This window comes from Chlorobiota bacterium, assembly GCA_016710285.1.
Classification (GTDB): Bacteria; Bacteroidota; Ignavibacteria; order OLB7; family OLB7; genus OLB7.
Genome location: JADJXR010000001.1, coordinates 565,189 through 590,672 on the forward strand (window position 1 = coordinate 565,189; position 25,484 = coordinate 590,672).

A 25,484-nucleotide genomic window follows, 5' to 3' on the forward strand; every position below is an offset into this window, starting at 1 on the left:
GGTTTTGGGTTTGTGTTGGAACTAATGAGAGAAGATGTTTGGTGGGGAAGCGATTCCAAGCCGTTCACTGCTTGGTGGGCAAGACCCGTCGGTTCGCGTCGCTCGTTCCGCATCCCTTAGCAACCGCAAAACTACCGGCAGAAGATTATGCCTGCGTAAAGGGAGTGTTACGGGAATGTTAAGAAAGTGGGGAGGGGGTGAAGGATCGGAAGGAAGGGTCGGAAGGAAGATCACGGCACCAACAGAAACAACGCCCAGAAGACCCACCACCATAGCCGCTTGGCCCAGCGTGCGGCGGCTGGATATGCTTTGCGCAGCCATTCCCAGAAAAGCAGTGCGCCGTAGCACAGCGCGGCAACCGAAAGGGTCAGCAGCAGGCAGGCCAGCGGATCCCAGGCGTTGCGGAAACGCCCATCCAACCAGCCAATCATCCCCATATTCACCGGCGAGCCGTACAGGAGCATCAGATGGAGCACGTAGATCCCCAGCGAACGCTTCCCGATTTCTTCCACCGCTCCCCCTTTTCTTCTCTCCACTTTGCTTGCCGCCCGTGTGGCCAAGCGGGTTTCCCGTTGCTGTTCCAGAAGCTGGGTTATGGCCTTCAGCGCGGAGATGGTGGCGAACAGGACCGCCAGCCGGAAGCAGGTGTGTTGGATGGATCCATGCCAGTAGCGATCGTGCGGCGGGATACCTCCAATCGTTTCGGCAAGCAAGGCTTCGGCGGCAAAGAAGGTGGCGGCGAACAGCGCGGGGACAACCCACTGGTACCGGCGCGGCTTCAGCAGCAGCGGCGCGGAGGCGAACCCGGTGAGGAGATAGGCAGCATGGGGGAACAAGGAGAAGGTGGCATCGGGCTGCGCCATGAAGTAGGACCGCAGCGGAAGGAACAACCCCGCAGCACTATCGCTTGCCCAAACCCACGGGGTCCCGATAATGATCGCAACCGCAAGCGCAGCAGCAACCCAAGCAACGGAAGCAAGCGGGCGAACAACCAGGGCCAGCAGAACGATCACCCCCATCGCCACGGCGATCACCTGCAGCACGTTGGTGTCGAACAAGCGGGCAAGCTCGGTGGGGTCGTGCCGCCAAATCAGCTGCCGCAAGGAGAGCACCGGAATCTGCAACCAGTAGCCCAACAGCAGCAGCAACGCCGCACGCCGCAGCAACGATTGCGCCCCCCGCTTCCCCTCCGTTTCCGGCGCGTCCATCCGGCGTTGCAGCGCGCCCCACAGCGTCAGCCCGCTGCAGAGCAGGAAGGCGGGCGCAACAAAACCAAACCCGATATTGAAACTGTTCCACACCCCTCCTTCCTTCCAACGGTTGGCAAGGAACGCCCCGGCAACGTGGGTGGCAATCATTCCAATCACGGCCAGCCCACGGAACAGATCTATCCAGCGAAGACGTGGCATTTGGGAATCATTCACACCAAGTTTTGCGGCAGGTTGCCGGTTGCCGGAAAGGGGTCATCACAACCTCACGGTTCTTTCTGTTGTGACGCCGAAGGCTAAAGACCTTTGACGCCGAAGGCTAAAGACCTTCGGCTACCGGTCGTTGGCAAGGGGGGGGTATGCCGCAATCTTATCCCCCTTCCTTCCCTTTCACCGACTCCAGCACCAGCTCCGCAACGTCTTTCACCACAACGCCGCCGTCGGGGAGTTTTGCTTTCACTCCGTCGCTCATCATCGTCATGCAGAAGGGGCAGGCGGTGGCAACAACTTCGGCACCGGTCCCCAACGCTTCCTCGGTCCGTTCGATGTTGATCCGTTTGCCTTCGGTCTCCTCCATGAACATCTGCGCCCCGCCCGCTCCGCAGCAGAAGCCTCGGCTGCGGTTCCGTTCCATCTCCACAATCTCCACGCCGGGGATGCTTTTCAGCATTTCGCGGGGGGCTTCGTAGTTGTTGTTGTAGCGGCCAATGTAGCAGCTGTCGTGGTAGGTAACTTTGGCCTGCATCGGGGTCATTGCCTTGATCTTCCCTTGCTTCACCATCTGGTCAATGAAGGTGGTGTGGTGCTGGACCTCGTACTTCCCGCCGAACTCAGGATACTCGTTGGCAATGGTGTTGAAGCAGTGTGGGCAGCTGGTGACGATCTTCCGCACGCCAGCGTTGTTCATCGCCTCCACGTTCATCTGGATCAGCATCTGCGCCAGATATTCGTTGCCGGCACGGCGAGCGGGGTCGCCGGTGCATTTCTCTTCGGTTCCCAAAATCCGGTAGTTCACCCCGGCGATATCCATCAGTTCGGAGAAGGAGCGGGTGACTTTTTTGTAGCGATCGTCGTACGCCCCGGCGCAGCCAACCCAGAACAGCACCTCCCCTTCGTTATCCTCCTCAACGGTTTTCACCGGGGTCCCTTCCCGCCAGTCGGCACGCTCGCTTGCGCTGAATGCCCACGGGGTGAAGTTGTTCTCCATATTCTGGAATGCCGATTGCAGCTGGGCCGGGAAGTTCGCTTCCATCATCACCAGCGAGCGGCGCATATCCACAAAGGCCGGGACGTGCTCGATCATCACCGGGCACTCCTGCACGCAGGCCATGCAGGTGGTGCATTGCCACAGGGCCTCCACCGAGACGTAATCGCCAATCAATTTCTTCTCATCCTCCATCACCGGCGTTTCTCCCGAACCGGTTGCAACGCCGTTTTGGGCGGCCATCATCTCAACAAATTTTGGCGCGCGGTCCATCGTCCGGTGGTGCACTTGCAGGATCACTTCGCGCGGGTCCAGCACCTTCCCCGTAACGTTCGCCGGGCAGACCGAGGTGCAGCGTCCGCAGTGGGTGCAGGTCATTCCGTCCAGCAGCTGCTTCCACGTGAAATCCTCCACATCCACCACTCCAAATTTCTCCAAGCCTTCCTCCTCAAAATTGATCTTCTTCAAGGAGTTCACCGTTTCCAAGCTGCCGAAATAGACGTTGGGGATGGAGGTGATGACGTGCAAGTGTTTGGAGTACGGCAGGTAATTCATGAAGCCGAGGATGGTGAGGATATGAATCCACCATGCCGCCTGGAACACCACCGTTGCGGTGGCGGGATTGCTGAACAACGGATGGAGCAACATCCCCACCGGGCGCACTGCCCAGGCGTGTTCCTGGCCGGCCCCCAGCCGTGCGGCGTTTGTCACCAGAAGGGAGGTGACGATAACGCCGATCAAGCCCAGGATCAGCATCGCATCTTTCTTCTCATCGGCATCCCCCTGCAAGCGTTTCACTTTCACCACCGAACGCCGCCACCAGGCCCAGATAACCCCGGCCAATACCGAGACGCAGAAGACATCTTGCGAGATGGTGATGGCCGAGTAGATTGGCCCCAGCCACGCGATGTTCCCGCCCGGAATCAGCCCTTCGATGATGGATTCAATCACCGCCGCCAGCAACGCCAGGAAGCCCCAGAAAATCATGGCATGGATTGCGCCGGCCACTGGCTCGCGCATCAGTTTCGATTGCCCAATGGCCACCACCAGCACGTTCTTGATCCGCTCCCCGATGCGGTCGAAGCGGTTCTCCGGCTTCCCGATGTTCAGGTAGCCGATCAAACGGCGAAGGTTCCAAAGGATGCCGGCCGAGGCGGCAATAAAAACAACGGCAAAGATGATGTGCTGCATGATCGGTTCGGTTGGTCGGTTGCTGGCCGCCGGCGTTTGCGCACGCCAGCCCAGCAGAAAGGGAAGGTTTCGGCACGATTGCCAGCAACGGATTCCCCGCAGTGGCCTGCCAATTTTGGCCCGAAGTTACGGTTCGGAAGCCGAAGGTGAAAGCGTGGGAAGAGAGATGTTACGAAGAACCATCTGCGGGGTGATGCTGGCCATGCATTGGTGCGTTCCAACGGGGCAGCGCGCCGGGCCGTGGATGTCGCACGGGCGGCAGGGAAGCGGACCGGCCTGGACCACTGCGGACCCTTCCCCCCTGGGCGCAAAACCGAACTCCGGAACCGTCGGCCCAAAGATTGCCGTCACCGGGGTTCCCAGGCTTTCGGCAAGGTGGACCGGGGCGCTGTCGTTGGCCACCACGTGCGCGGCAAACGCAATCAGCATGCACAGCTGGCGCAAGGTGAGTTTGCCGGCAAGGTTGTGGTCCTGGGGCAGCCCGGCTTCGGCGGCAATCCGTTGGCAAAGCTCCCGCTCGGCTTCGCTTCCAATCAGCTTCACCGCCGCGCCACGCTCGGTAAGTTGGCGCGCAAGTGCGGCGTAGCCATCGGCACCCCATCGCTTTGTTGGCCACACCGATCCGGGCGCAACCAGCACCAGCGACTTCCCTTCGGCAGCGTAGGGAAGCAGGTCAAGAAAGTCGTGGGGGGAAGCGCGAAGCCACGGTTCCCGGGGGGCGGCAAAGATTCCGGCGCGTTCCAGCAGCGCGGCGTTGCGGTCGGTTTCGTGGCGGGCAATGTGATACTCCACAGCGTCGGTGAACAGCAGCGGAAGCTCGCTTTGCCGGAATCCGATGCGGCGCGGAATCCCCGCGCGCCACGCCAACAACGCCGAGCGTGCGGAGCGGTGCGGAATCAGGGCAAGATCATACCCCACCTTCGTGATACTTTCCAGCACGGCGGCAAACCCGCCCTTTGCTTGCTTCTGGAATGGATGGACCCAGCGGAGCGCGGGGTGGCCGTGGAACAGCTGGGCATAGGCCTGGCGCACAACCATTCCAACATGGATTTCCGGCTGGGAAGCAAGCCCCCGCAGCAATCCCGTTGCCAGCACCGCATCCCCCAAAAATCCGGTTTGAATGATAAGAACGTTGGTCATGGAAGAATTGAAGATTGCAGAAAATACGTCCGCATCGCTCCCTTCCCCTTCACCTCCATCATCCCGCGCTCGGTCAGGATCATTGAGGAAGCATCGGCTCCGCGCCGCCGAAGTTCTTCCGCGAACTCTTCACTCACGTGAATCTTCCCTGCCTCCCCGTGGCTCTCCATTCGGCTGGCGGTGTTTACTGCGTCCCCGTAGATGTCGTACGCCAGCTTGCCTGTGCCGATTACTCCGCCGGTGATGCTTCCCGTGTGCAGGCCGATCCTGATTTCAAACTCTGTGTTGGGTGGCAGGTGCTCGGTGATGCTGGCTGGCAGTGCCACATCTTCTAGCATCTCCATTGCCATTCTGGCAATTCTCTCCGCGTGATCCGGGCACTCAATCGGTGCGCCGCACGCGGCCATGTAGCCGTCGCCAATCGTTTTGATTCGCTCGCAACCGTGCTTTGCCGCGATGGAATCGAAGTGGGCGAAGACGAAGTTCATGAACTCCAGAACAGCACTTGCTGGCATCTGCGCAGTCATTGGGGTGAAGCCGACGACATCGGCAAACAGGATGCTGGCGGAGTCGAAGCGGTCGGCAATTTGGCGTTCGCCGGAGATCATCCGGTCGGCAATGGTTGGCGGGAGAGTTTTGTGGAGAAGCTCCTCGGTGGCTTTTGCGCGAGCACGCTCAGCAGCCGTGCGTTTTTCCATCTCAGCAATCTGCCGTTGTTGTTCTACTTGGATGGCTTTCTTCTTTGCTTCCTCACTCTGAACTTCCTCTTTCACCTCGTGGAATTTTTTGAAGTGGGTGAGTGCTTCCTCAAAGCGGGATTCTTGTTCGTAGAGGGTGGCTAAGAATTGGTGGGCTTTATACAGCTGACCTTTTGTTCCCAGTTCTTCATTGAGAGCAATTGCTTGCCGCAGAAGCTCCTCGGCTTTGGTGGGATCGTACCCAGCGAATGCTTTTTTGGAGTAGAGTAAACCAAGACTTCCGGTGATACTGGCAACACCAGAACGCTCACCAAGTTCTTCACGCATGGCAAGAGCACGGCTGAAATACTCCAACGCTTTCGGGTAATCTGAAAGGAATGCGTACACAATCCCGATGTTCCCAGTGGCAATGGCAACACTGGAACGCTCACCAAGCTCTTCACGCATGGCAAGAGCACGGCTGTAATACTCCAACGCTTTTGGGTACTCCGAGAGGCACACGTACACGTTCCCGATGTTCCCAGTGGCAATGGCAACACCGGAACGCTCACCAAGCTCTTCATACAAGGCAAGCGCACGGCTGAGATACTCCAATGCTTTTGGGTAATCCGAAAGGTCCCCGTACACAGTCCCGATGTTGCTGGTGACACTGGCAACACCGGAACGATTGCCAAGCTCTTCATGCAGGGCAAGCGCACGGCTGTAATACTCCAACGCCTTCGGGTAATCCGAAAGGTTCTGGTACACATTCCCGATGCCGTTGGTGGCACTGGCAACACCGGAACGCTCATCAAGTTCTTCACGCAGGGCAAGCGAACGGCTGTAATACTCCAACGCTTTTGGGTAATGTGAGAGAGACTTGTACACGTTCCCGATGTTCATGGTGATAGTAGCCACACCGAAACGATTGCCAAGCTCTTCAAACATGGCAAGCGCACGACCGTAATACTCCAACGACTTCGAGTACTCCGAAAGGTTCTGGTACACAATCCCGATGTTGCCGGTGGCACCAGCAACACCGGAACGATCCTCAAGCTCTTCATGTAGGGCAAGCGCACGGCTGTAATACTCCAACGCTTTTGAGTACTCCGAAAGTCTCCCGTACACATTCCCGATGTCGTTGGTAGCACGAGCAACACCGGAACGGTTCCCAAGCTCTTCAAACAGTTTCAGCGATTCCTCCAGCAATGGCAGTGCCGTGCGGTACTCACCCCTCCGCCAACGGCAGAAGCCTTGCAGACCCAACGCCTCTACCTCGGCAGCACCATCCCCTGCTTCTTTGGCAAGGCTATGGGCTTCCTCGGCGGCAGCAAGACTCTCGGCATATTGGCTTTGCTGTTCTAATTTCTTGGCAAGCTGGATCAGCGCACCGGCGCGCTCGGCAGGTGTGGTGGCTGCGGCTACGGCGGCGCGCAGATCTGTCAGGGTTGTTTCTGGATTCATGGAATTACTTGATTGAGAAAATAGGTCCGAAGCGTTCCTTTCCCTTTGATGGTTAGCTCGCCACGCTCTTCCAATGTGATCGGGAGTTCACCAGTGCTGATTGCCGAAGAAAGAGCGGCGGCAAATTCTTCACTCACGTGAATCTTCCCTGCCTCCCCGTGGCTTTCCATTCGGCTGGCGGTGTTTACTGTGTCGCCGTAAATATCATAGGCCAGCTTTCCCGTCCCGATTACTCCGCCGGTGATGCTTCCACTGTGCAGGCCGATCCTGATTTCGAACTCTGTGCTTGGTGGTAGATGCTCGGTGATGCTTGTTGGCAGCGCAACATCCTCCAGCATCTCCATCGCCATTCTCGCTATCCGTTCGGCGTGGTCCGCGCACTCAATCGGTGCGCCGCAGGCGGCCATGTAGCCGTCGCCGATTGTCTTGATTCGCTCGCAACCGTGCTTGGCAGCAATGGAATCGAAGTGGGCAAAGACGAAGTTCATGAACTCCAGAACAGCACCCGCTGGCATCTGCGCCGTCATGGGGGTGAAGCCGACGACATCGGCAAACAGGATGCTGGCGGAGTCGAAGCGGTCCGCGATCTGGCGTTCGCCGGAGATCATCCGGTCGGCAATGGTTGGCGGGAGAGTTTTGTGGAGAAGTTCCTCAGTGGCTTTTGCACGCGCACGCTCAGCAGCGGTGCGTTTTTCCATCTCCGCAATCTGCCGTTGCTGCTCTACTTGGATGGCTTTCTTCTTTGCTTCCTCACTCTGAACTTCCTCTTTCACCTCTTGGAATTTTTTGAAGTGAGTGAGGGCTTCTTCGAAGCGGGATTCTTGTTCGTAAAGAGTGGCTAAAGACTGATAGTTCCCATACAGGTTCTGCTTGATTCCAAGCTCTTCGTTGATGGTGATTGCCTGCTGCAGAAGCTCTTCGGCTTTGGTGGAGTTGTACTCGGTGAATGCTTTCTGTGAGTAGAGTGAGCCGAGGTTACCGGTGACACCGGCAACACCAGAACGCTCACCAAGCTCTTCATGCAGAGCAAGCGCACGGCTGTAATACTCCAACGCTTTCGGGTACTCCGAAAGGGATTCGTACACACTCCCAATGTTGTTGGTGACACGGGCAACACCGGAACGATCGCCAAGCTCTTCATGCAACGCAAGCGCACGACTGTAATACTCCAACGCTTTCGAGTACTCCGAAAGGGATTCGTACACATTCCCGATGTTCCCGGTGACAATCGCAACACCAGAACGATCACCAAGCTCTTCATACAAGGCAAGCGCACGGCTGAGATACTCCAATGCTTTTGGGTAATCCGAAAGGCCCCGTACACAGTCCCGATGTTGCTGGTGACACTGGCAACACCGGAACGATTGCCAAGCTCTTCATGCAGGGCAAGCGCACGGCTGTAATACTCCAACGCCTTCGGGTAATCCGAAAGGTTCTGGTACACATTCCCGATGCCGTTGGTGGCACTGGCAACACCGGAACGCTCATCAAGTTCTTCACGCAGGGCAAGCGAACGGCTGTAATACTCCAACGCTTTTGGGTAATGTGAGAGAGACTTGTACACGTTCCCGATGTTCATGGTGATAGTAGCCACACCGAAACGATTGCCAAGCTCTTCAAACATGGCAAGCGCACGACCGTAATACTCCAACGACTTCGAGTACTCCGAAAGGTTCTGGTACACAATCCCGATGTTGCCGGTGGCACCAGCAACACCGGAACGATCCTCAAGCTCTTCAAACATGGCAAGCGAACGACTGTAATACTCCAACGCTTTCGGGTATTCCGAGAGGGAGTTGTACACATTCCCGATGCCCACGGTGACACGAGCAACATCGGAACGATCCTCACGTTCTTCATACAGCTTCAGCGATTGCTCCAGCAATGGCAGTGCCGTGCGGTACTCGCCCCTCCGCCAATGAACCACCCCTCGCAACCGCAAGGCTTCTGCTTCCGCAGCACCATCACCTGCTTCTTTGGCTGCGGCATGAGCTTCCTCCGCCGCTGCAAGGCTTTCAGCATACTCTCCTTGCTGCCCTAACTCCTCGGCAAGTTGGTTCAACGCACCGGCACGTTCGGCAGGTGTGGTGGCTGCTGCTACGGCGGCGCGCAGGTCGGTCAGGGTTGTTTCTGGATTCATTTCGTTGATGGGTTTAGAAAATAGGTCCGAAGCGTTCCTTTCCCTTTGATGGTTAGCTCGCCACGTTCTTCTAACGTGATCGGGAGTTCGCCCCCGCTCCGCCGAAGCTCCTCCGCAAACTCCTCACTCACGTGAATCTTCCCTGCCTCCCCGTGGCTCTCCATTCGGCTGGCGGTGTTTACTGCGTCGCCGTAGATGTCGTAGGCCAGCTTCCCCGTGCCGATTACTCCGCCGGTGATGCTGCCGGTGTGTAGGCCGATTCGTATCTCGAACTCTGTGTTTGGTGGCAGATGCTCGGTGATGCTTTCCGGCAGTGCCACATCTTCCAGCATCTCCATCGCCATCCTCGCAATTCTCTCGGCGTGGTCCGCGCACTCAATCGGTGCGCCGCACGCGGCCATGTAGCCGTCGCCGATTGTTTTGATTCGCTCGCAACCGTGCTTCGCCGCGATGGCATCGAAATGGGCGAAGACGAAGTTCATGAACTCCAGAACAGCACTTGCTGGCATCTGCGCAGTCATTGGGGTGAAGCCGACGACATCGGCAAACAGGATGCTGGCGGAGTCGAAGCGGTCGGCGATTTGGCGTTCGCCGGAGATCATCCGATCGGCAATGCTTGGTGGGAGGGTTTTGTGGAGAAGTTCCTCGGTGGCTTTGGCACGAGCACGCTCAGCAGCCGTGCGTTTTTCCATCTCCGCAATCTGCCGTTGTTGTTCTACTTGGATGGCTTTCTTCTTCGCTTCCTCACTCTGGACTTCCTCTTTCACCTCGTGGAATTTTTTGAAGTGAGTGAGGGCTTCTTCGAAGCGGGATTCTTGTTCGTAAAGAGTGGCTAAAGACTGATAGTTCCCATACAGGTTCTGCTTGATTCCAAGCTCTTCGTTGATGGTGATTGCCTGCTGCAGAAGCTCTTCGGCTTTGCTGGGGTTGTACTCGGTGAATGCCTTCTGTGAGTAGAGTGAGCCGAGGTTACCGGTGACACCGGCAACACCAGAACGCTCACCAAGCTCTTCATGCAGAGCAAGCGCACGGCTGTAATACTCCAACGCTTTCGGGTACTCCGAAAGGGATTCGTACACCTCCCGATGTTGTTGGTGACACGGGCAACACCGGAACGATCGCCAAGCTCTTCATGCAACGCAAGCGCACGACTGTAATACTCCAACGCTTTCGAGTACTCCGAAAGGGATTCGTACACATTCCCGATGTTCCCGGTGACAATCGCAACACCAGAACGATCACCAAGCTCTTCATGCAACGCAAGAGCGCGGCTGTCATACTCCAACGCCTTTGGGTACTCCGAAAGGTTCGCGTACACACTCCCGATGTTGCTGGTGACACGGGCAACACCAGAGCGATCACCAAGCTCTTCATGCAGGGCAAGTGCACGACTGTCATATTCTAACGCCTTTGGGTACTCCGAAAGGTTCGCGTACACACTCCCGATGTTGCTGGTGACACGGGCAACACCAGAGCGATCACCAAGCTCTTCATGCACGGCAAGCGCACGGGTGTAATACTCTAACGCTTTTGCGTACTCCGAAAGGCGGGTATATACATTCCCGATGTTCCCGGTGACAGTGGCAACACCGGAGCGGTCGCCAAGCTCTTCATGCACGGCAAGCGCACGGACGAAATACTCCAACGCTTTCAGGTACTCCGAAAGGTGCGCGTACACAGCCCCGATGTTCACGGTGAAACGGGCAACACCAGATCGTTCACCAAGTTCTTCATGCACGGCAAGCGCACGGAGGTAATACTCCAACGCTGTTGGATACTCCGAAAGGCTCCGGTACACATCCCCGATGTTCCCAGCGACACGGGCAACACCGGAACGTTCACCAAGCTCTTCATGCAGGGCAAGTGCACGAGCGTAATACTCCAACGATTTTACGGACTCCGAAAGGTTCCAGTGCACAATCCCGATGTTCCCAGTGACACGGGCAACACCGGAACGTTCGCCAAGCTCTTCATGCAGGGCAAGCGCACGGCTGTAATGCTCCAACGCCTTTGGGTACTCCGAAAGGTTCAAGTACACATTCCCGATATTGTTGGTGGAACGGGCAATGCCGGAACGGTTGCTAATCTCTTCAAAGAGGGTCAGCGATTCCTCCAGCAATGGCAACGCCGTGCGGTACTCGCCCCTCCGCCAATGAACCACCCCTCGCAACCGCAAGGCTTCTGCTTCCGCAGCACCATCACCTGCTTCTTTAGCTGCGGCATGAGCTTCCGCCGCCGCTGCAAGGCTTTCAGCATACTCTCCTTGCTGCCCTAACTCCTCGGCAAGTTGGTTCAACGCACCGGCACGTTCGGCAGGTGTGGTGGCTGCTGCTACGGCGGCGCGCAGGTCGGTGAGGGTTGTTTCTGGATTCATTTCGTTGATGGGTTTAGAAAATAGGTCCGAAGCGTTCCTTTCCCTTTGATGGTTAGTTCGCCACGCTCTTCCAGCGTGATCGAGAGTTCGCCTCCACTCCGCCGAAGCTCCTCGGCAAACTCCTCACTCACGTGAATCTTCCCAGCCTCCCCGTGGCTCTCCATTCGGCTGGCCGTGTTTACTGCGTCGCCCCACAGGTCGTACGCGAATTTTTTCTTCCCGATGATCCCCGCCACTACCTCGCCGCTGTGCAAGCCAATCCGTACTTGGAGTTGAATCCCATCCCCAAGCCCATCGAATCCTGCCACCACTTCCACCAACTCTATCGCCATTCGCGCCGCCGATTCTGCGTGATCCTCGCGGCTTTCTGGCAATCCTGACACTGCCATGTACGCGTCTCCGATTGTCTTGATTTTCTCCAATCCATACTTCTCCGCCAACTCATCGAACTGGCTGAACAAGAGGTCCAACCCCGTCACCAACTCCTGTGGTGTGATCCGTTGCGAAAGCACCGTGAACCCAACAATGTCGGCAAACAACACCGTCACCGACTCGAACGATTCAGCGATATGTTCCTCGCCGCGAACAACACGTTCGGCGATGGTTGGTGGAAGGATGTTGTGGAGCACCCGTTTGGTGGCTTCGGCATCGGCGCGTTCGGCGGCGGTGCGTTTTTCCATCTCCGCAATCTGCCGTTGTTGCTCTACTTGGATTGCCTTCTTTTTCGCTTCCTCACTTTGGACTTCTTGGTAGAGTTCTTGGAATTTTTTGAAGTGGGTGAGTGCTTCCTCAAAGCGGCCTTCTTGTTCGTAGAGGGTGGCTAAGGATTTGTGGGCATCATAGCCTTTTGTTCCTAGCTCCTCGCCCAGGGCGATTGCTTGGCAGAGGAGTTCTTCGGCTTTAGCAGGGTTGTACTCGGCGAATGCTTGTTGGGAATAGAGCGAGCCAAGATTTCCAATGATCCTAACAACACTAAAACGATCGCCAATTTCTTCCTGCAAGGCAAGCGCACGGGTGTAATGCTCCAGGGCTTTCGGATACTCCAAAAGTTCCCGGTACACGTTCCCGAGACCGCTGATGGCACTGGCAACGCCGGAGCGAATTCCAAGCTCTTCATGCAAGGCAATCGCACGGGCGTAATGCTCCAACGCCTTTGGGTAATCCAACAGGGAGGAATACAAGCTCCCAATGTTTCCGGTGATGTTAGCAACACCGGCACGGTTCCCAAGCTCTTCATGCAAGGCAAGTGCGCGGGTGGCATACTCCAACGCCCTTGGGTAGTCCAACAGGGAGTAGTACACAATCCCAATGTTTCCGGTGGCATTAGCAATACCAACACGGTTCCCAAGCTCTTCATGCAAGGCAAGCCCGTGGCTGTAATACTCCAACGCCCCTGGGTAGTCGGAGATGGAAGCATAGACATTCCCGATGTTGACGGTGATGTTGGCAATTTCCAAACGCTCGCCAATCGCTTCAAGCAAGGCAAGCGCACGGGTGTAATACTCTAGGGCCTTCGGGTATTCCGAGAGGTTCCGGTACACGGTTCCGATGCTTCCTGTTGCGCGTGCAACACCGGCACGGTCACCAATCTCCTCATGCACAGTAAGGCCACGGCGGTAATACTCCAACGCTTTCGGGTAATCCGCTGTGCGCAGGCACACATTTCCAATGTTTCCGATAACACCAGCAACACCAGCACGATATCCAAGCTCTTCATACATGGCAAGTGCGCGGTGGTAATACTCCAACGCTGTTGGGTATTCCGAAAGATCAGAGTAGGCATTCCCGATGTTCCGGGTGGCAATCGCTGCATTGAAACGGTCGCCAAGTTCTTCATGCAAGGCAAGGCCACGGCGGTAATACTCCAACGCCTTCGGGTATTCCGAACGATCCATATAGACATTCCCGATGTTGACGGTGACGCTGGCAATGCCTGATCGCTCGCCAAGTTCTTCATACAAAGCAATCGCACGGTGGTAATACTCCAATGCCTTTGGGTGCTCCGAAAGCCGCAAGTGCGTATTCCCGATGCTTGTGATGGCAGCGGCAACACCAGAAGCATCGCCAAGCTCTTCATACAGCTGCAACGACTCCTCCAGCAATGGCAACGCCGTGCGGTACTCACCCCTCCGCCAATACACCACCCCTTGCTGGCGTAGTGCTGCGGCCTCGGCGGCCAACTCCCCCGCTTGCTTGGCTGCGGCCTGGGCTTCCTCGGCAACAGCAAGGCTTTCGGCATATTGACTTTGCTGGGCTAACTCCTGCGCAAGTTGGTTCAACGCACCAGCGCGCTCGGCGGGCGTGGTGGCTGCGGTCACGGCGGCGCGCAGGTCTGTCAGGGTTGTGTCTGGATTCATTTCGTTGATGGATGTAGAAAATATGTTCGGTGTTCCCCTTTCCCTGTATCTCGATTACTCCATGGTTGGTGAAAGCAAGTGCTTATTCCCCATTACTCGATATTTAATCTAGATTCTTAGCAGAGTGATTTCAACTATATTCGCTGATTCTATGATGCCAGCATAGGATGCTTTCATGCGGTTCAACTACCAACCGTTGGCAAACTACGGGCATTTTGCCTTCCCAATGCTTATTCAACAGCAACCAATACAGCAACCATTACCAATGCTACGGATGAAGACTTTGCGAACGACGCTGCGTGCCGCTGCCTTCCTGTTGCTTGCAACCACGGCAACGCTGCTTGCACAACCCACACCAACGCCACACCCAACGGTCAACACGATTGGCAATATGGGAATCGGGACCATGCGCCCTGATTCGTTCAAGTTGGAAGTTGCTGGCGGCATTGGCCCCAGCACCAACAACTTGTTTTCGTTGGGGTCATCAACCCGGCGTTGGGAGGATTTATTTCTTGGTCCGAACAGCCTTCATATCGGCATCAATGGAAGCGAGGGGATCATCGGCTACGACCCGATCACCAAATCCTTCCTGTTTGACCCGGACGGCGACGGCGTGTATGAGGCGATCATGGATGCGAATGGCTATATCGCCGTTGGCACCACAAGCACGCTAAACCCCCTTACCATCGAGGGAGATGCGGACCAATTGGTGCTGCAACGCAAAACCACCAGCCCAACCCGCGTCAGCCAGAAATTCAACCTGCTTGGTGACTACTGGCAGGTTGGAACCGACAACACCAACAGCGCGGGCCAGTTCTTCTTTGATGCGAACGAAATCCGCCGCGTTGTTTTCAACAAGAATGGGAACGTTGGATTGGGAACCGTGACCCCAGCGAACGTGCTGGATGTTGAAGGTGGCGCAGCAATCGGCGCAGCTTACTCCGGCACAACCGCCGCACCCGCAAATGGCTTGATCGTGGAAGGAAGCACGGGCTTGGGGACCACAACTCCGCAAAGCAAACTGGATGTTGAAGGTGGCGCGGCAATCGGCGCAACCTACTCCGGCACAACCGCCGCACCCGCAAACGGCTTGATCGTGGAAGGAAGCACGGGCTTGGGGACCACAACTCCGCAAAGCAAACTGGATGTTGAAGGTGGCGCGGCAATCGGCACAACCTACTCCGGCACAACCGCCGCACCCGCAAACGGACTGTTGGTGGAAGGGAACGTTGGCATTGGGACCACCTCTCCCAGCGACTTCAAACTGCAAGTTGCCGGCCATGTTGGCCCCAATGCCGACTACGCCTACGATCTTGGCTCCACAGCAAAACGCTGGCGCGGTCTCTATCTGGATTCCACCGGGCTGAGCATGGGAACCGGGACGAACCAGGGATTTATTAGCTACAGCACCTCCACAAACTCCTTCCGCTTTAATCCAAGCGGCGATGGAACACCAGAAGCGGTGATGGACATCAACGGGAACTTCTCCGTTGGAACCACCACCACCGACAACCCGGCAACCATCGTTGGTGACCCCGATCAGCTTGTGTTGCAGCCGAAGGCCGCCGCGCCAAACTCACAGCGGATTGCACGGCTGAAATTGGATGGTCCAGCGAACGATTTCCACATTGGAATGCCGGACAGCAGCGGAACGTTGATCTTTAACGGAAACGGCGGCGTGGAGAACATGGCGTTGGATCAATCGGGGAACTTGTCGGTGGCGGGGAACATTACTCCATCGGGAACCAGCAAAACGTTGGGAACAACCGCCACACGCTGGGAGGACCTGTTTGTTGGCCCAACCAGCGTTCACATCGGCAACGCTGCCAGCGATGAAACCGTGCTGAGCTATGCCAACTCCAGCAGCACCAAACGGATGCAGGTGGATGCCGACGGCGATGGCGACAACGAAGCCACCATCACCGGAGCCGGGCGCATGGGCATTGGAACCGATCTTCCACAAAGCACGCTGGATGTTGAAGGTGGCGCGGCAATCGGCGCAACCTACTCCGGAACAACCGCCGCACCAACCAACGGTTTGTTGGTGGAAGGAAACATTGGCGTTGGAACAACCTCCACCAGTGACTTCAAACTGCAAGTGGAAGGGACCGTTGGCCCGAACACCGACAACACCTACTCGCTTGGCTCGGCATCGAAACGGTGGACCAAGGTGTTCACCAGCAGCGGGCTTGACATCAACGGCCCGCTGACCGTGGCCGGAAGCGCGGGGACAGCAGGGCAATACCTTGCCTCGCAAGGCGCATCCACCGCTCCGGCTTGGAAGAACCTTGCCGACACCGTTTGGAGCCTTGCCGGCAACAGCATCACCGACGACACCACGCGCTACTTGGGCACCAACAACGCCCAAGACCTTGCGTTTGCAACCGAAGGAATAATCCGTGCACGGTTCCTCCGCTCAACCGGCGCACCGCTGGATTACGAAGGATCGTTTGTCCCGGAAGTGGATTCCGCCGTAAGCCTAGGTTCTCCAGAACGGCGCTGGCGTTCGTTATATGTAACCGGTGGAAGTATTCATATCGGGCGGTTCAGTGCTGGTGGCATTGCCAACCTTAAAGGAGGCCCCAGCACGCAATCCAGTGCCGACGGAGCCACCATCAGCTACGACAACACCAATGATGTGCTGGTGATTGATAAACCGATCAACAGCGGCGGAACAACCCAGCCCGATTTGAACAACGTCTTCTCCCTGGGATCAACAACAAATCGCTGGAAGGATCTCTACTTAGGCCCCAGCACATTGTTTATCGGGACAAGCACCTCCGATGAAGCAAAGGTCAGCTACAACACCGCTGCCAACGAACTTCGGATTGACATGGATAACACCGGAGGACCGGAACTCACGCTGACCCAAACTGGAGGAATCAACATCACCGGCAAAGCAACATCGGCAGCAACGGTCGGTGCCGATGCTGCCACAACCCTTACCACCAAAGGCTACGTGGATGGAACCGTTAGTGCCATCACCCTTAGCGGCGACGTGACAGGGGCGACCGGCACAACAACCATTGCCACCACCGCAGGGGCAGGGGCAAACATTGTGGCGGCAATCAATGCCAGCAGCAGCACCATCAACGATGCTCGGTTGGCAGCAAGCCTTTCCCGCGATACCGAATCGCCGGCGGCTGGTGATGTGAGCGGTTCGCTGGCGGCTGGCTATAGCGTCAACTCCGTGCAATCTGGTGCTGGAGCCTCCATCATCACGGCAATCAATGCTGCGGCAGGAACCATTAACGCTGCACGGGTTGGAAACGGATTGACCAACACGCAAGTCAACGACGACCTCTCCATCACGGCTGGAACCATCGAGAACTCTCCGATTGGGGCAACCACTGCTTCCACCGGACGGTTCACCACCATCACCGGGACCACGCTCCCAGCAAGCAGCACCTCCACCAACATCGTCACCTCCAACAGTGGCGCGTTGGAGACCCGAACCATCGCTTCGCTCAACGGGGTCATCGGCGTTTCAGCCGATAGCTCCATCGTTGGTGATGGAACCACGGGATCGCCACTTGGAGTTGATCTTTCAGAAACCAACACCTGGACCGGCGAACAGACCTTCCCAACAACCGCCGCCCAGGGTGATGCCTTGATCGCTTCGGTCAATGCCGGAACCACAACACTCAACGCTGCACGGATTGGAAATGGCTTGACCAACACGCAAGTCAACGACGACCTCTCCATCACGGCTGGAACCATCGAGAACTCTCCGATTGGGGCAACCACTGCTTCCACCGGGCGGTTCACCACCATCACCGGGACCACGCTCCCAGCAAGCAGCACCTCCACCAACATCGTCACCTCCAACAGTGGCGCGTTGGAGACTCGAACCCTTGCTTCGCTGGCCGGGGTCATTGGCGTTTCAGCTGATAGCTCCATCGTTGGTGATGGAACCACAGGATCGCCACTTGGAGTTGATCTTTCAGAAACCAACACCTGGACCGGCGAACAGACCTTCCCAACAACCGCCGCCCAGGGTGATGCCTTGATCGCTTCGGTCAATGCCGGAACCACAACACTCAACGCTGCACGGATTGGAAATGGCTTGACCAACACGCAAGTCAACGACGACCTCTCCATCACGGCTGGAACCATCGAGAACTCTCCGATTGGGGCAACCACTGCTTCCACCGGACGGTTCACCACCATCACCGGGACCACGCTCCCAGCAAGCAGCACCTCCACCAACATCGTCACCTCCAACAGTGGCGCGTTGGAGACCCGAACCATCGCTTCGCTCAACGGGGTCATCGGCGTTTCAGCCGATAGCTCCATCGTTGGTGATGGAACCACGGGATCGCCACTTGGAGTTGATCTTTCAGAAACCAACACCTGGACCGGCGAACAAACATTCCCAATAACTGCCGCGCAGGGTGATGCCTTGATCGCTTCGGTCAACAGTGGAACAAGCACGATCAACGATGCTCAGTTGGCAGCAAGCCTTTCCCGCGATACCGAGTCGCCGGCGGCTGGTGATGTGAGCGGTTCGTTGAGTGCTGGGTACAGCGTCAACTCCGTGCAATCTGGTGCTGGAGCCTCCATCATCACGGCAATCAATGCTGCGACGGGAACCATTGACGCAGCACGGATTGGAAACGGATTGACCGATGCACAGGTTGGGAACACCTTGACGCTAACCGGAGGCGCGATTGATGGAGTTGCCATTGGCGCAACCACCGCTTCCACCGGAAAGTTCACCACGCTGACGGCTACGTCCGAGACGGTGCTAAGCCACGACAACAGTTTGGTTGGCGATGCCAACGGAACGATCCCGAACGGCACCTCGGTGGCGGTAATCAAGAACGGGACGGCCAACAGCAACCCGGCAGCTATCACCATCACCCTGCCAAGCGCGGTGGTGGGCCAGGTGTTGTGGATTTACAATGCCGATGCCAACGCGACGGCAACCCTTTCTCCAGTTCCAATGGCTGGCAGCACAACCATTCCTGCTGGCGGCCGCCTGATGCTGATCTACGTGAACAGCGGGACCGCAGGCTGGGTTGCCTGGTAACTGCGAACGATTGGACGGAGGAAGCGTTGTGGCTTCCTCCGTCTAATTGTTGGATAGCATTGCTGCCTGTTCCTTTCCGCAAGCATCACTTTGGCCCCCCGCCATGCATCGCTGCTGCTTGCCGCGCCTATTCAAGGCTGGTTCCTTTCCATCACATCACACTTTTGTGATGCCTCCTCCATTCATTGTGCGGTCTGGAGACGCAATGAACACAGTATCCTTCCAAGCCATCAATAATGCCACGCAAACCGGAACCCTGCCGAGCAAGGAGTATGTCCAAGAACGCCAGCTTGGCCACTCCTGGAAGGTGACGCAGGATCATTTGATTCCGATTGCCATTGGCATCACGGGTCACCGTGATATTCGCCCGCAAGACCTTCCACAATTGGAAGCCGCGTTGCAAGGGGTGTTGCGCGATGTACGCCAGCGTTATCCCAGCACCCCCATCACCGTCATCTCCGCCCTTGCCGAAGGGGCCGACCGCCTTGCAGCGCGAATCGCTTTGCAGGAAAACGCACGCCTTGTTGTCCCCTTGCCGATGCGGCGCGATCTGTACGAAGCCGACTTCCCAACCGAGGCCTCGCGCCATGAGTTTGCCGAACTGCTGGCCCAAGCGTGGTCCTGGTTCGAGCTTCCACTGCTGCCGGGCGTGACCGAGGAGGAGATCAGCGTCTATGGCCCCGCGCGCGACCGCCAGTACGCCTACGTTGGCGCGTACCTTGCCCGCAACAGCCAAGTGTTGATTGCCATGTGGGATGGCATCCCGCTTGATCTGGTTGGCGGAACCGCCTTCATTGTGGAGTTCCAGCTGAAAGGGATTCCGCCGACGTATATCCCGCGCCACAGCATCTTCGAGCCTGAAGAGACCGGGCCGGTCTATCACATCGTCACGCCAAGGATGCGGAACCCGCAGCCCCCGGGCAACGCCGGCACGCTGCGGAAATTCTACCCCGAACGATTCGGAAGCCAACTGCACGGGGAGCATGTGTTCCAGGGGATGCTGGCGCGAATTGAGCAGCTGAACCGCGCTGTTGGTCGCCAGCCCGCGCCCGCGCTGCCACGTTTTGCGGCGCAACTGCACAGCTCCAACAACCACGAAGCCTTGCAAACCTTGCAGCGTTTCCTGCTGATTGACCAGCTGGCCACCGCCGAACAAAACCGTGCTTCCCGCAAAACGCTGGCGTTGTGTGTTGCCTCGATGCTGCTGATTGTGGTGATGAACATTTTTGTGCTGATCTCCATCTCCACCTCCTTGCTCTTCCCTCTGCTTCTGATACTGATGGCTGGCGGATGGGCGGCGTATCTGCTGCGGGGCGTTTCTCCATATTTCGATTACCGCGCATTGGCCGAGGGGCTTCGCGTGCGGACCTTCTGGCTGCTGGCGGGCATTCACCAGCCGGTGGCCGAGCATTATTTGGGGAAGCAACGGAGCGAGCTGGATTGGGTTCGGCAAAGCCTGCGGGTGATGACGCTTCCGATGATGCAGGGCCAGCGATTCCAGGTCTCACCATCTTGCGCCACCGATAGCACCCATTGGCAGAGTATCGAGGAAGAGTGGGTTGCCACGCAAGAACGCTACTACGCCGCCGCCGCAAAACGGGAGGAGGTCCTGGCTCGCCGTGCGCGTGGAATCGGCGTGGTGGTGCTGCTTAGTGGAACCTTTGTGACGCTGCTGCAGATACTATGGGGAAAGCAGATGGACCAAACGCCCCTTGTGGCAATCCTCTACGCCGAATGGCTTGTGCCGTTGGCGGTGGGGCTGCTTCTGATGCTGGTGGTGCGGACCACAATGCAAGATTATGGCCGCCGCTACGAGCGGATGGCAACCCTGTTTGCGCAGGGCCGGCGAATCCTGCATGATCTTCTCTCCAGCCAAGAATATGAGGGTGCCCAGCAGATGGTGACCGACTTGGGGAAGGAAGCCTTGAACGAAAACGGCGAGTGGCTGCTTCGGCACCGCAACCGCCCGATCATCGTGCCGCACCGCGAGTGAGCAGCCGCGCCCCTGCCTCGCCACTGGGCGGCAATACAACTGAGCAATCTTTAAAAACTTAGCTACGGATATGGATACCATCGCTGCAGAAACCAAATCCCCCGAAATCCGGGTGTTCATCAGCAGTACCTTCCGCGACATGCAGTTGGAGCGGGAGTATCTGATTAAACACGTCTTCCCAGAACTGCGCCACGTCTGCCGCGAACGCGGCGTGGAGTTCACCGAAATTGACTTGCGCTGGGGCGTGACAAAGGAGGAAGCCGAGCAGGGGAAAGTGCTGAAGATCTGCCTTGATGAAATCGAACGCTGCCGCCCATACTTCATCGGCATTTTGGGGGAGCGATATGGCTGGACCCCGCGATTCGAGGATGTGAGTAAGGACCAGGAATTGGTGGTGAACTACCCCTGGATTGAGCAGTGCATTGCCGACGGCATCAGCGTCACGGAAATGGAGATTCTGTACGGGGTGCTGAACAACCCTTCGATGCGCGAGCAAGCGTTCTTTTACTTCCGCGATGCCGCAACCACGGCGGAGGAGTTCAAGGAGAACGAGCAGGATCCGATTGATAAACTGATCTCCGTGAAAGATCGCGTCCGCGCAAGCAGCTATCCCGTTCGGGAGAACTTCCGCTCGCCGGAAGAGTTGGGCGCGTGGGTCCGCCGCGACCTTCTGGCCGTGGTGGATGAACTCTATCCCGCCGAAGAAGCCCCAACCCCGTTGGAACGGGAACGCCGGTTGCACGAAGCATTCGCGCTGACGCGCCGCCGTGCCTACGTGGCCCGCACGGAATACCTTCAGGCTCTGGACTCGCACGCCAACTCGGAAGCCGGGCCGCTTGCGGTGATTGGCGAATCTGGGTCCGGAAAAAGCTCCCTTCTTGCCTTCTGGGCCGACCGCTATCGCCAAGCCAACCCCGATGCGTTTATTGTTGAACATTACGTTGGCGCAACCTCAAGCGGCGGCGGGCATCATGCGGTGATTCGGCGGATCATGGAGGAGATTCGCAACCGCTACAACCTTGAAGAATCAATCCCCACAACCCCCGACGCGTTGGAGCGCGACTTCCCAGCATGGCTGGCAAAAGTCCAGCGCGAGCCGTTGATTCTGGTGTTCGACGCGCTAAACCAGCTTACCGACAGTTCCAGCGCGCTGCGGTGGATGCCGCACCGGTTTCCATCGAACATCCGCGTCTTCCTCTCCACCGTGGAGGGGGAAACGTTGCAGGCAACGCGCCAGAACGGCTGGCCAGAACTCCATCTGAACTTGCTGAGCGAAGCCGAGCGGGATTTGCTGATTCAGCATTACTTGGGGCAGTTCCGCAAAGCCTTAAGCCAGGAGCAGCGCGCCCGAATCGCTGGCGACCAAAAAAGCGCGAACCCGCTTTTTCTGCGGACCGTGTTGGAAGAGCTTCGGGTGTTCGGGTCGTTCGAGGGGTTGGACGACCGCATCGAATATTACGTCACCGCCCGCGACGTTGGCGACCTGTTCCAGCGGTTGCTGGCGCGGATGGAAGAAGATTACAGCCGCAAGGTTGTGCAGGGGGTGATGACCTTGATCTGGGCTTCGCGGCGCGGCTTGGCGGAATCAGAAATTTTGGAGATCACTGGCCTTAGCCGCATTGATCTTAGCACCTTCCTGCTGGCGTTGGAATATCAGTTCATGCACCGCGACGGCCTGTTGGATTTTTACCACAACTTCCTGCGTGCTGCGGTCCAGGAACGCTACCTTGCCCCTTCCAGCCCCAACGACCAGAGCGGCGCAAACGGGGTTCACCTTCGCATTGCCGACTACTTTGCGCAGCGCCCAACCACCGCACGCAAGGCCGATGAACTCCCCTACCAGCTGCAACGTGCCGGCGCGCTGGACCGGTTGGAGCGTGCCATTGCGGACATCCCGTTGTTCATGGAGTTCAGGAATGGGGATAAAGAATATGAGCTGATTGGATACTGGCTGGCGGTGGGGGAATTAGCACGGATGGAGGAGGCATACCGCGCGGCCATGGAGGCATATGAAGCCCGCACGACCTCGCCCGAACTGCGCGCACGTGCGATTGGCGAGCTTGGCGACTTCCTGATGAAAAGCGGACGCTACCAAGCCGCCGAAGAGCCGTTACGCCGCGCACTTGAACTTACCGAGCAGGTGCATGGCGGAACCAGCCAACCAACGTCCGAGCGGTTGTACAAACTTGCCGACCTTCTGTTCAACCGCGCTGAGTATGATGCCGCCGAGCCGCTGATGCAACGCTCGCTGCAAACCCGCCAAACCTTGCACGGCGATGACCACGAGGAGACCGCAAAAGGGCTGAACCAGCTGGGAAAACTCTACCAAATGAAAGGTGAGTACGACCGCGCCGAGCCGTACTATCGGCAAGGCCTGGCAACGCGCCAAGCCTTGCACGGCCCCAGCCACAAACTGGTTGGAAGCGGGATGAATCTGCTGGCGTTTGTTTTGAACGAGCAAGGGAAGTATGGCGAAGCCGAGCCGTTGTACCGCGAAGCGATTCGGGTGCTGCAAGGGACGTTAGGGCGGCGGCATGAATGGACAGTAGATGCCATCTACAACCTAGGAATGCTGCTGCAACAAAGCCAACGGAACGAAGAAGCAGAAGGATTGCTACAGGAGTCGCTAGATGCTGCTCGAGAGACTTTTGGAGATCATCACCCCAAAACTGGCAGCGCGCTGAATGCCTTAGCCATCACCCTGCGCCACACCCACCGCTATGATGAGGCCGAGCCGCTGTACCGTGAAGCGTTGGAGGTATGGAATGCCTTGCTAGGATCGGAACATCCTTACACCGTCATCTCGATGTACAACCTTGCGGAGGTTTTGCAGGATCGTAAAGATTACGAGTCAGCAGAGGAGATGTACTCCGTGGCACGGCAGAAGTTCGAGCAGGTGTTGGGAGGCGATCATCCATTGAACGGCCATGCATGGTTTGGGCTTGGCACCCTTTACCGCGACATGGGGCAGCCGGAACGTTCGGCCGAGGCGTTCCAGCAGGCGTTGAAGGTGCGGCGTGCGGCGTTGGGGAACCACCCGGAAACGGTGCAGACAATGGAGGCCTTTGTGCCGGTGCTACGGGCGTTAGGCAAAAACAACGATGCCGAAGCGTTGGAGCAGGAGATTGCAGTAATGAAAGAAGCACTCCACTAACCCAGCCCAATAAACCAACAACTCCCGATGCATTACCGCTGCATCGGGAGTTGCTGGTTTCTTACCCCTAAGGATACGTTGTTGAGAGATTGGAAGAAGCACCCCTTGCGGATCATTGTGCCGCAAGCAGCGCCGCCCTTCCGTCCCTCGTGATCCGGCTGCCGTGTGATTGGTCACGCCCTTGCAAATTTTTCCGCAGCAATGGGCGCGGCGGCCATCACCGCAGCAATGGCCGTTGTTTGGCATATTGAAATGCGTGCTTGTAACTTGCCCGCCAACCAATCCATCTTCAACTATCCGAACTTCCCCGTTGCAACCAGAACACCGCCATAGCCTTTTGCGCTACCGCTCGCTTCCCACCCGCCTTGTTGCCGGGGTGATGTCGGGAACATCGCTGGATGGAGTTGACGTGGCATTTGTGCAGATCGAGGGATGCGGCCAGGCCCTCCAATTCCAGCTTCTTGGCTTTGCCACCCTCCCCTACTCACCAGCGCTCCGTTCCCAGTTGCTTCGCGCCTCGGATGGCCAGCTTCCCCTTCGTGAAGCCTACGAGTTGGACAGCGACCTGGGCCTCGTCTATGCCGACGCGATTGCGGAAGCGGCCAGGCAATGGGGGATTGCCCCGGGGGCAATCGCCGCCGTGGGGCTTCACGGGCAGACGGTCTATCACAACCCCAACCGCCTTCCCGCCGGTGTCACGGTTCAAATTGGATCGGCGGCGGCGGTTGCACAGCGGCTGCAAACCCTTGTGGTGAGCGACTTCCGCACGAACGATGTTGCCGTTGGCGGGCAAGGCGCGCCGCTGGTTCCATACTGCGATCTGCTGCTGCTTCGCTCGCCGCTGCGCAACCGCGTGGCCCTGAATATCGGCGGGATTGCCAACCTTACCGCACTCCCCACCAGCGCCACCGCCGAAACCCTTATCGCCTTCGATACCGGGCCGGGAAACATGATGATTGATGCGGCAATGCGCCATCTGTTCGGAAGCGATTACGATGCCGCTGGAAACGTTGCCGCCACGGGAACCGTGAACGCGCCACTGTTGTGGCAGCTTCTTGCCAATCCCTACTTCCAAGCCCCACCGCCGAAATCGGCAGGGCGGGAAGATTTTGGCGAGGAAGTTGGGCGGGCCGTTGCGCAGCAAGCACTTGCCGACGGAATCTCCCCGGAATCTATCATCGCAACGCTGACCCAGCTGACCGCCACCACCATTGCCGAAGCAATCGGAAGCCATTGCGGCTTTGCCAGCAGCGTTGATGAGCTGATTATTGGCGGCGGTGGGGTCCATAACCGGACGCTGATGCGGATGCTGGGCGAAGCAATGCCAACGGTCCGCATCCTTCCCAGCGATGAATGCGGGCTGCCATCCGATGCAAAGGAAGCAATCTGCTTTGCGGTGCTTGCCAACGAAGCCTTGTGCGAAGTCCCGGCCAACGTCCCATCGGTTACTGGCGCGGCGCGGCGTGTGGTCTGCGGGGCAATCCGGATTGGTGGGTAGAGCGAGAAAGGGCGAGAGAGTGTGTGTGCGTGATGGATGCGCGGATGGATAC

The 25,484-nt window shown here is 57.6% G+C and carries 12 protein-coding genes; 4 read left to right on the forward strand and 8 right to left on the reverse strand.

Annotation, left to right across the window (positions count from 1 at the left end):
• Positions 1 to 230 precede the first annotated feature (230 nt).
• The 8 genes from IPM61_02030 to IPM61_02065 all read right to left on the reverse strand — a co-directional run bounded on the left by IPM61_02030 (position 231) and on the right by IPM61_02065 (position 13,755).
• Positions 231 to 1,409 (reverse strand): acyltransferase family protein, encoded by a 1,179-nt coding sequence (locus IPM61_02030; GenBank protein ID MBK8910084.1) that lies wholly within the window; start codon positions 1,407 to 1,409, stop codon positions 231 to 233.
• 169 nt (positions 1,410 to 1,578) lie between these two features.
• Entirely contained in the window at positions 1,579 to 3,603 is a 2,025-nt protein-coding gene (locus tag IPM61_02035; protein ID MBK8910085.1) for a (Fe-S)-binding protein, read from the reverse strand.
• Between the two features lie 126 nt (positions 3,604 to 3,729).
• The gene (locus tag IPM61_02040; protein ID MBK8910086.1) at positions 3,730 to 4,743 is read right to left on the reverse strand and encodes a glycosyltransferase family 9 protein; all 1,014 of its coding nucleotides are present in this window, start codon (positions 4,741 to 4,743) and stop codon (positions 3,730 to 3,732) included.
• Positions 4,740 to 6,884 (reverse strand): tetratricopeptide repeat protein, encoded by a 2,145-nt coding sequence (locus IPM61_02045; protein MBK8910087.1) that lies wholly within the window; start codon positions 6,882 to 6,884, stop codon positions 4,740 to 4,742. Before IPM61_02045 ends, IPM61_02040 begins: the two co-directional genes overlap by 4 nt.
• Positions 6,885 to 7,722: 838 nt before the next feature.
• A complete protein-coding gene (locus tag IPM61_02050; GenBank protein MBK8910088.1) occupies positions 7,723 to 9,024 on the reverse strand; it encodes a tetratricopeptide repeat protein in 1,302 nt (433 codons plus the stop codon).
• Positions 9,021 to 9,791 (reverse strand): hypothetical protein, encoded by a 771-nt coding sequence (locus IPM61_02055; protein ID MBK8910089.1) that lies wholly within the window; start codon positions 9,789 to 9,791, stop codon positions 9,021 to 9,023. Before IPM61_02055 ends, IPM61_02050 begins: the two co-directional genes overlap by 4 nt.
• Positions 9,792 to 9,856: 65 nt before the next feature.
• Entirely contained in the window at positions 9,857 to 11,398 is a 1,542-nt protein-coding gene (locus tag IPM61_02060) for a tetratricopeptide repeat protein (protein MBK8910090.1), read from the reverse strand.
• Positions 11,395 to 13,755, reverse strand: a complete 2,361-nt coding sequence (locus IPM61_02065; protein MBK8910091.1) for a tetratricopeptide repeat protein — start codon at positions 13,753 to 13,755, stop codon at positions 11,395 to 11,397. Before IPM61_02065 ends, IPM61_02060 begins: the two co-directional genes overlap by 4 nt.
• Positions 13,756 to 14,029: 274 nt before the next feature.
• On the opposite strand from IPM61_02065, the gene IPM61_02070 reads away from it, so the two are divergent.
• The 4 genes from IPM61_02070 to IPM61_02085 all read left to right on the forward strand — a co-directional run bounded on the left by IPM61_02070 (position 14,030) and on the right by IPM61_02085 (position 25,432).
• Entirely contained in the window at positions 14,030 to 18,787 is a 4,758-nt protein-coding gene (locus IPM61_02070) for a hypothetical protein (GenBank protein MBK8910092.1), read from the forward strand.
• A gap of 205 nt (positions 18,788 to 18,992) precedes the next feature.
• Positions 18,993 to 20,780: a hypothetical protein gene (locus tag IPM61_02075; protein MBK8910093.1), complete on the forward strand. Its 1,788-nt coding sequence runs from the start codon at positions 18,993 to 18,995 to the stop codon at positions 20,778 to 20,780.
• 70 nt (positions 20,781 to 20,850) lie between these two features.
• A complete protein-coding gene (locus IPM61_02080; protein ID MBK8910094.1) occupies positions 20,851 to 23,934 on the forward strand; it encodes a tetratricopeptide repeat protein in 3,084 nt (1,027 codons plus the stop codon).
• Between the two features lie 310 nt (positions 23,935 to 24,244).
• Entirely contained in the window at positions 24,245 to 25,432 is a 1,188-nt protein-coding gene (locus IPM61_02085) for an anhydro-N-acetylmuramic acid kinase (GenBank protein MBK8910095.1), read from the forward strand.
• Positions 25,433 to 25,484: the final 52 nt, after the last annotated feature.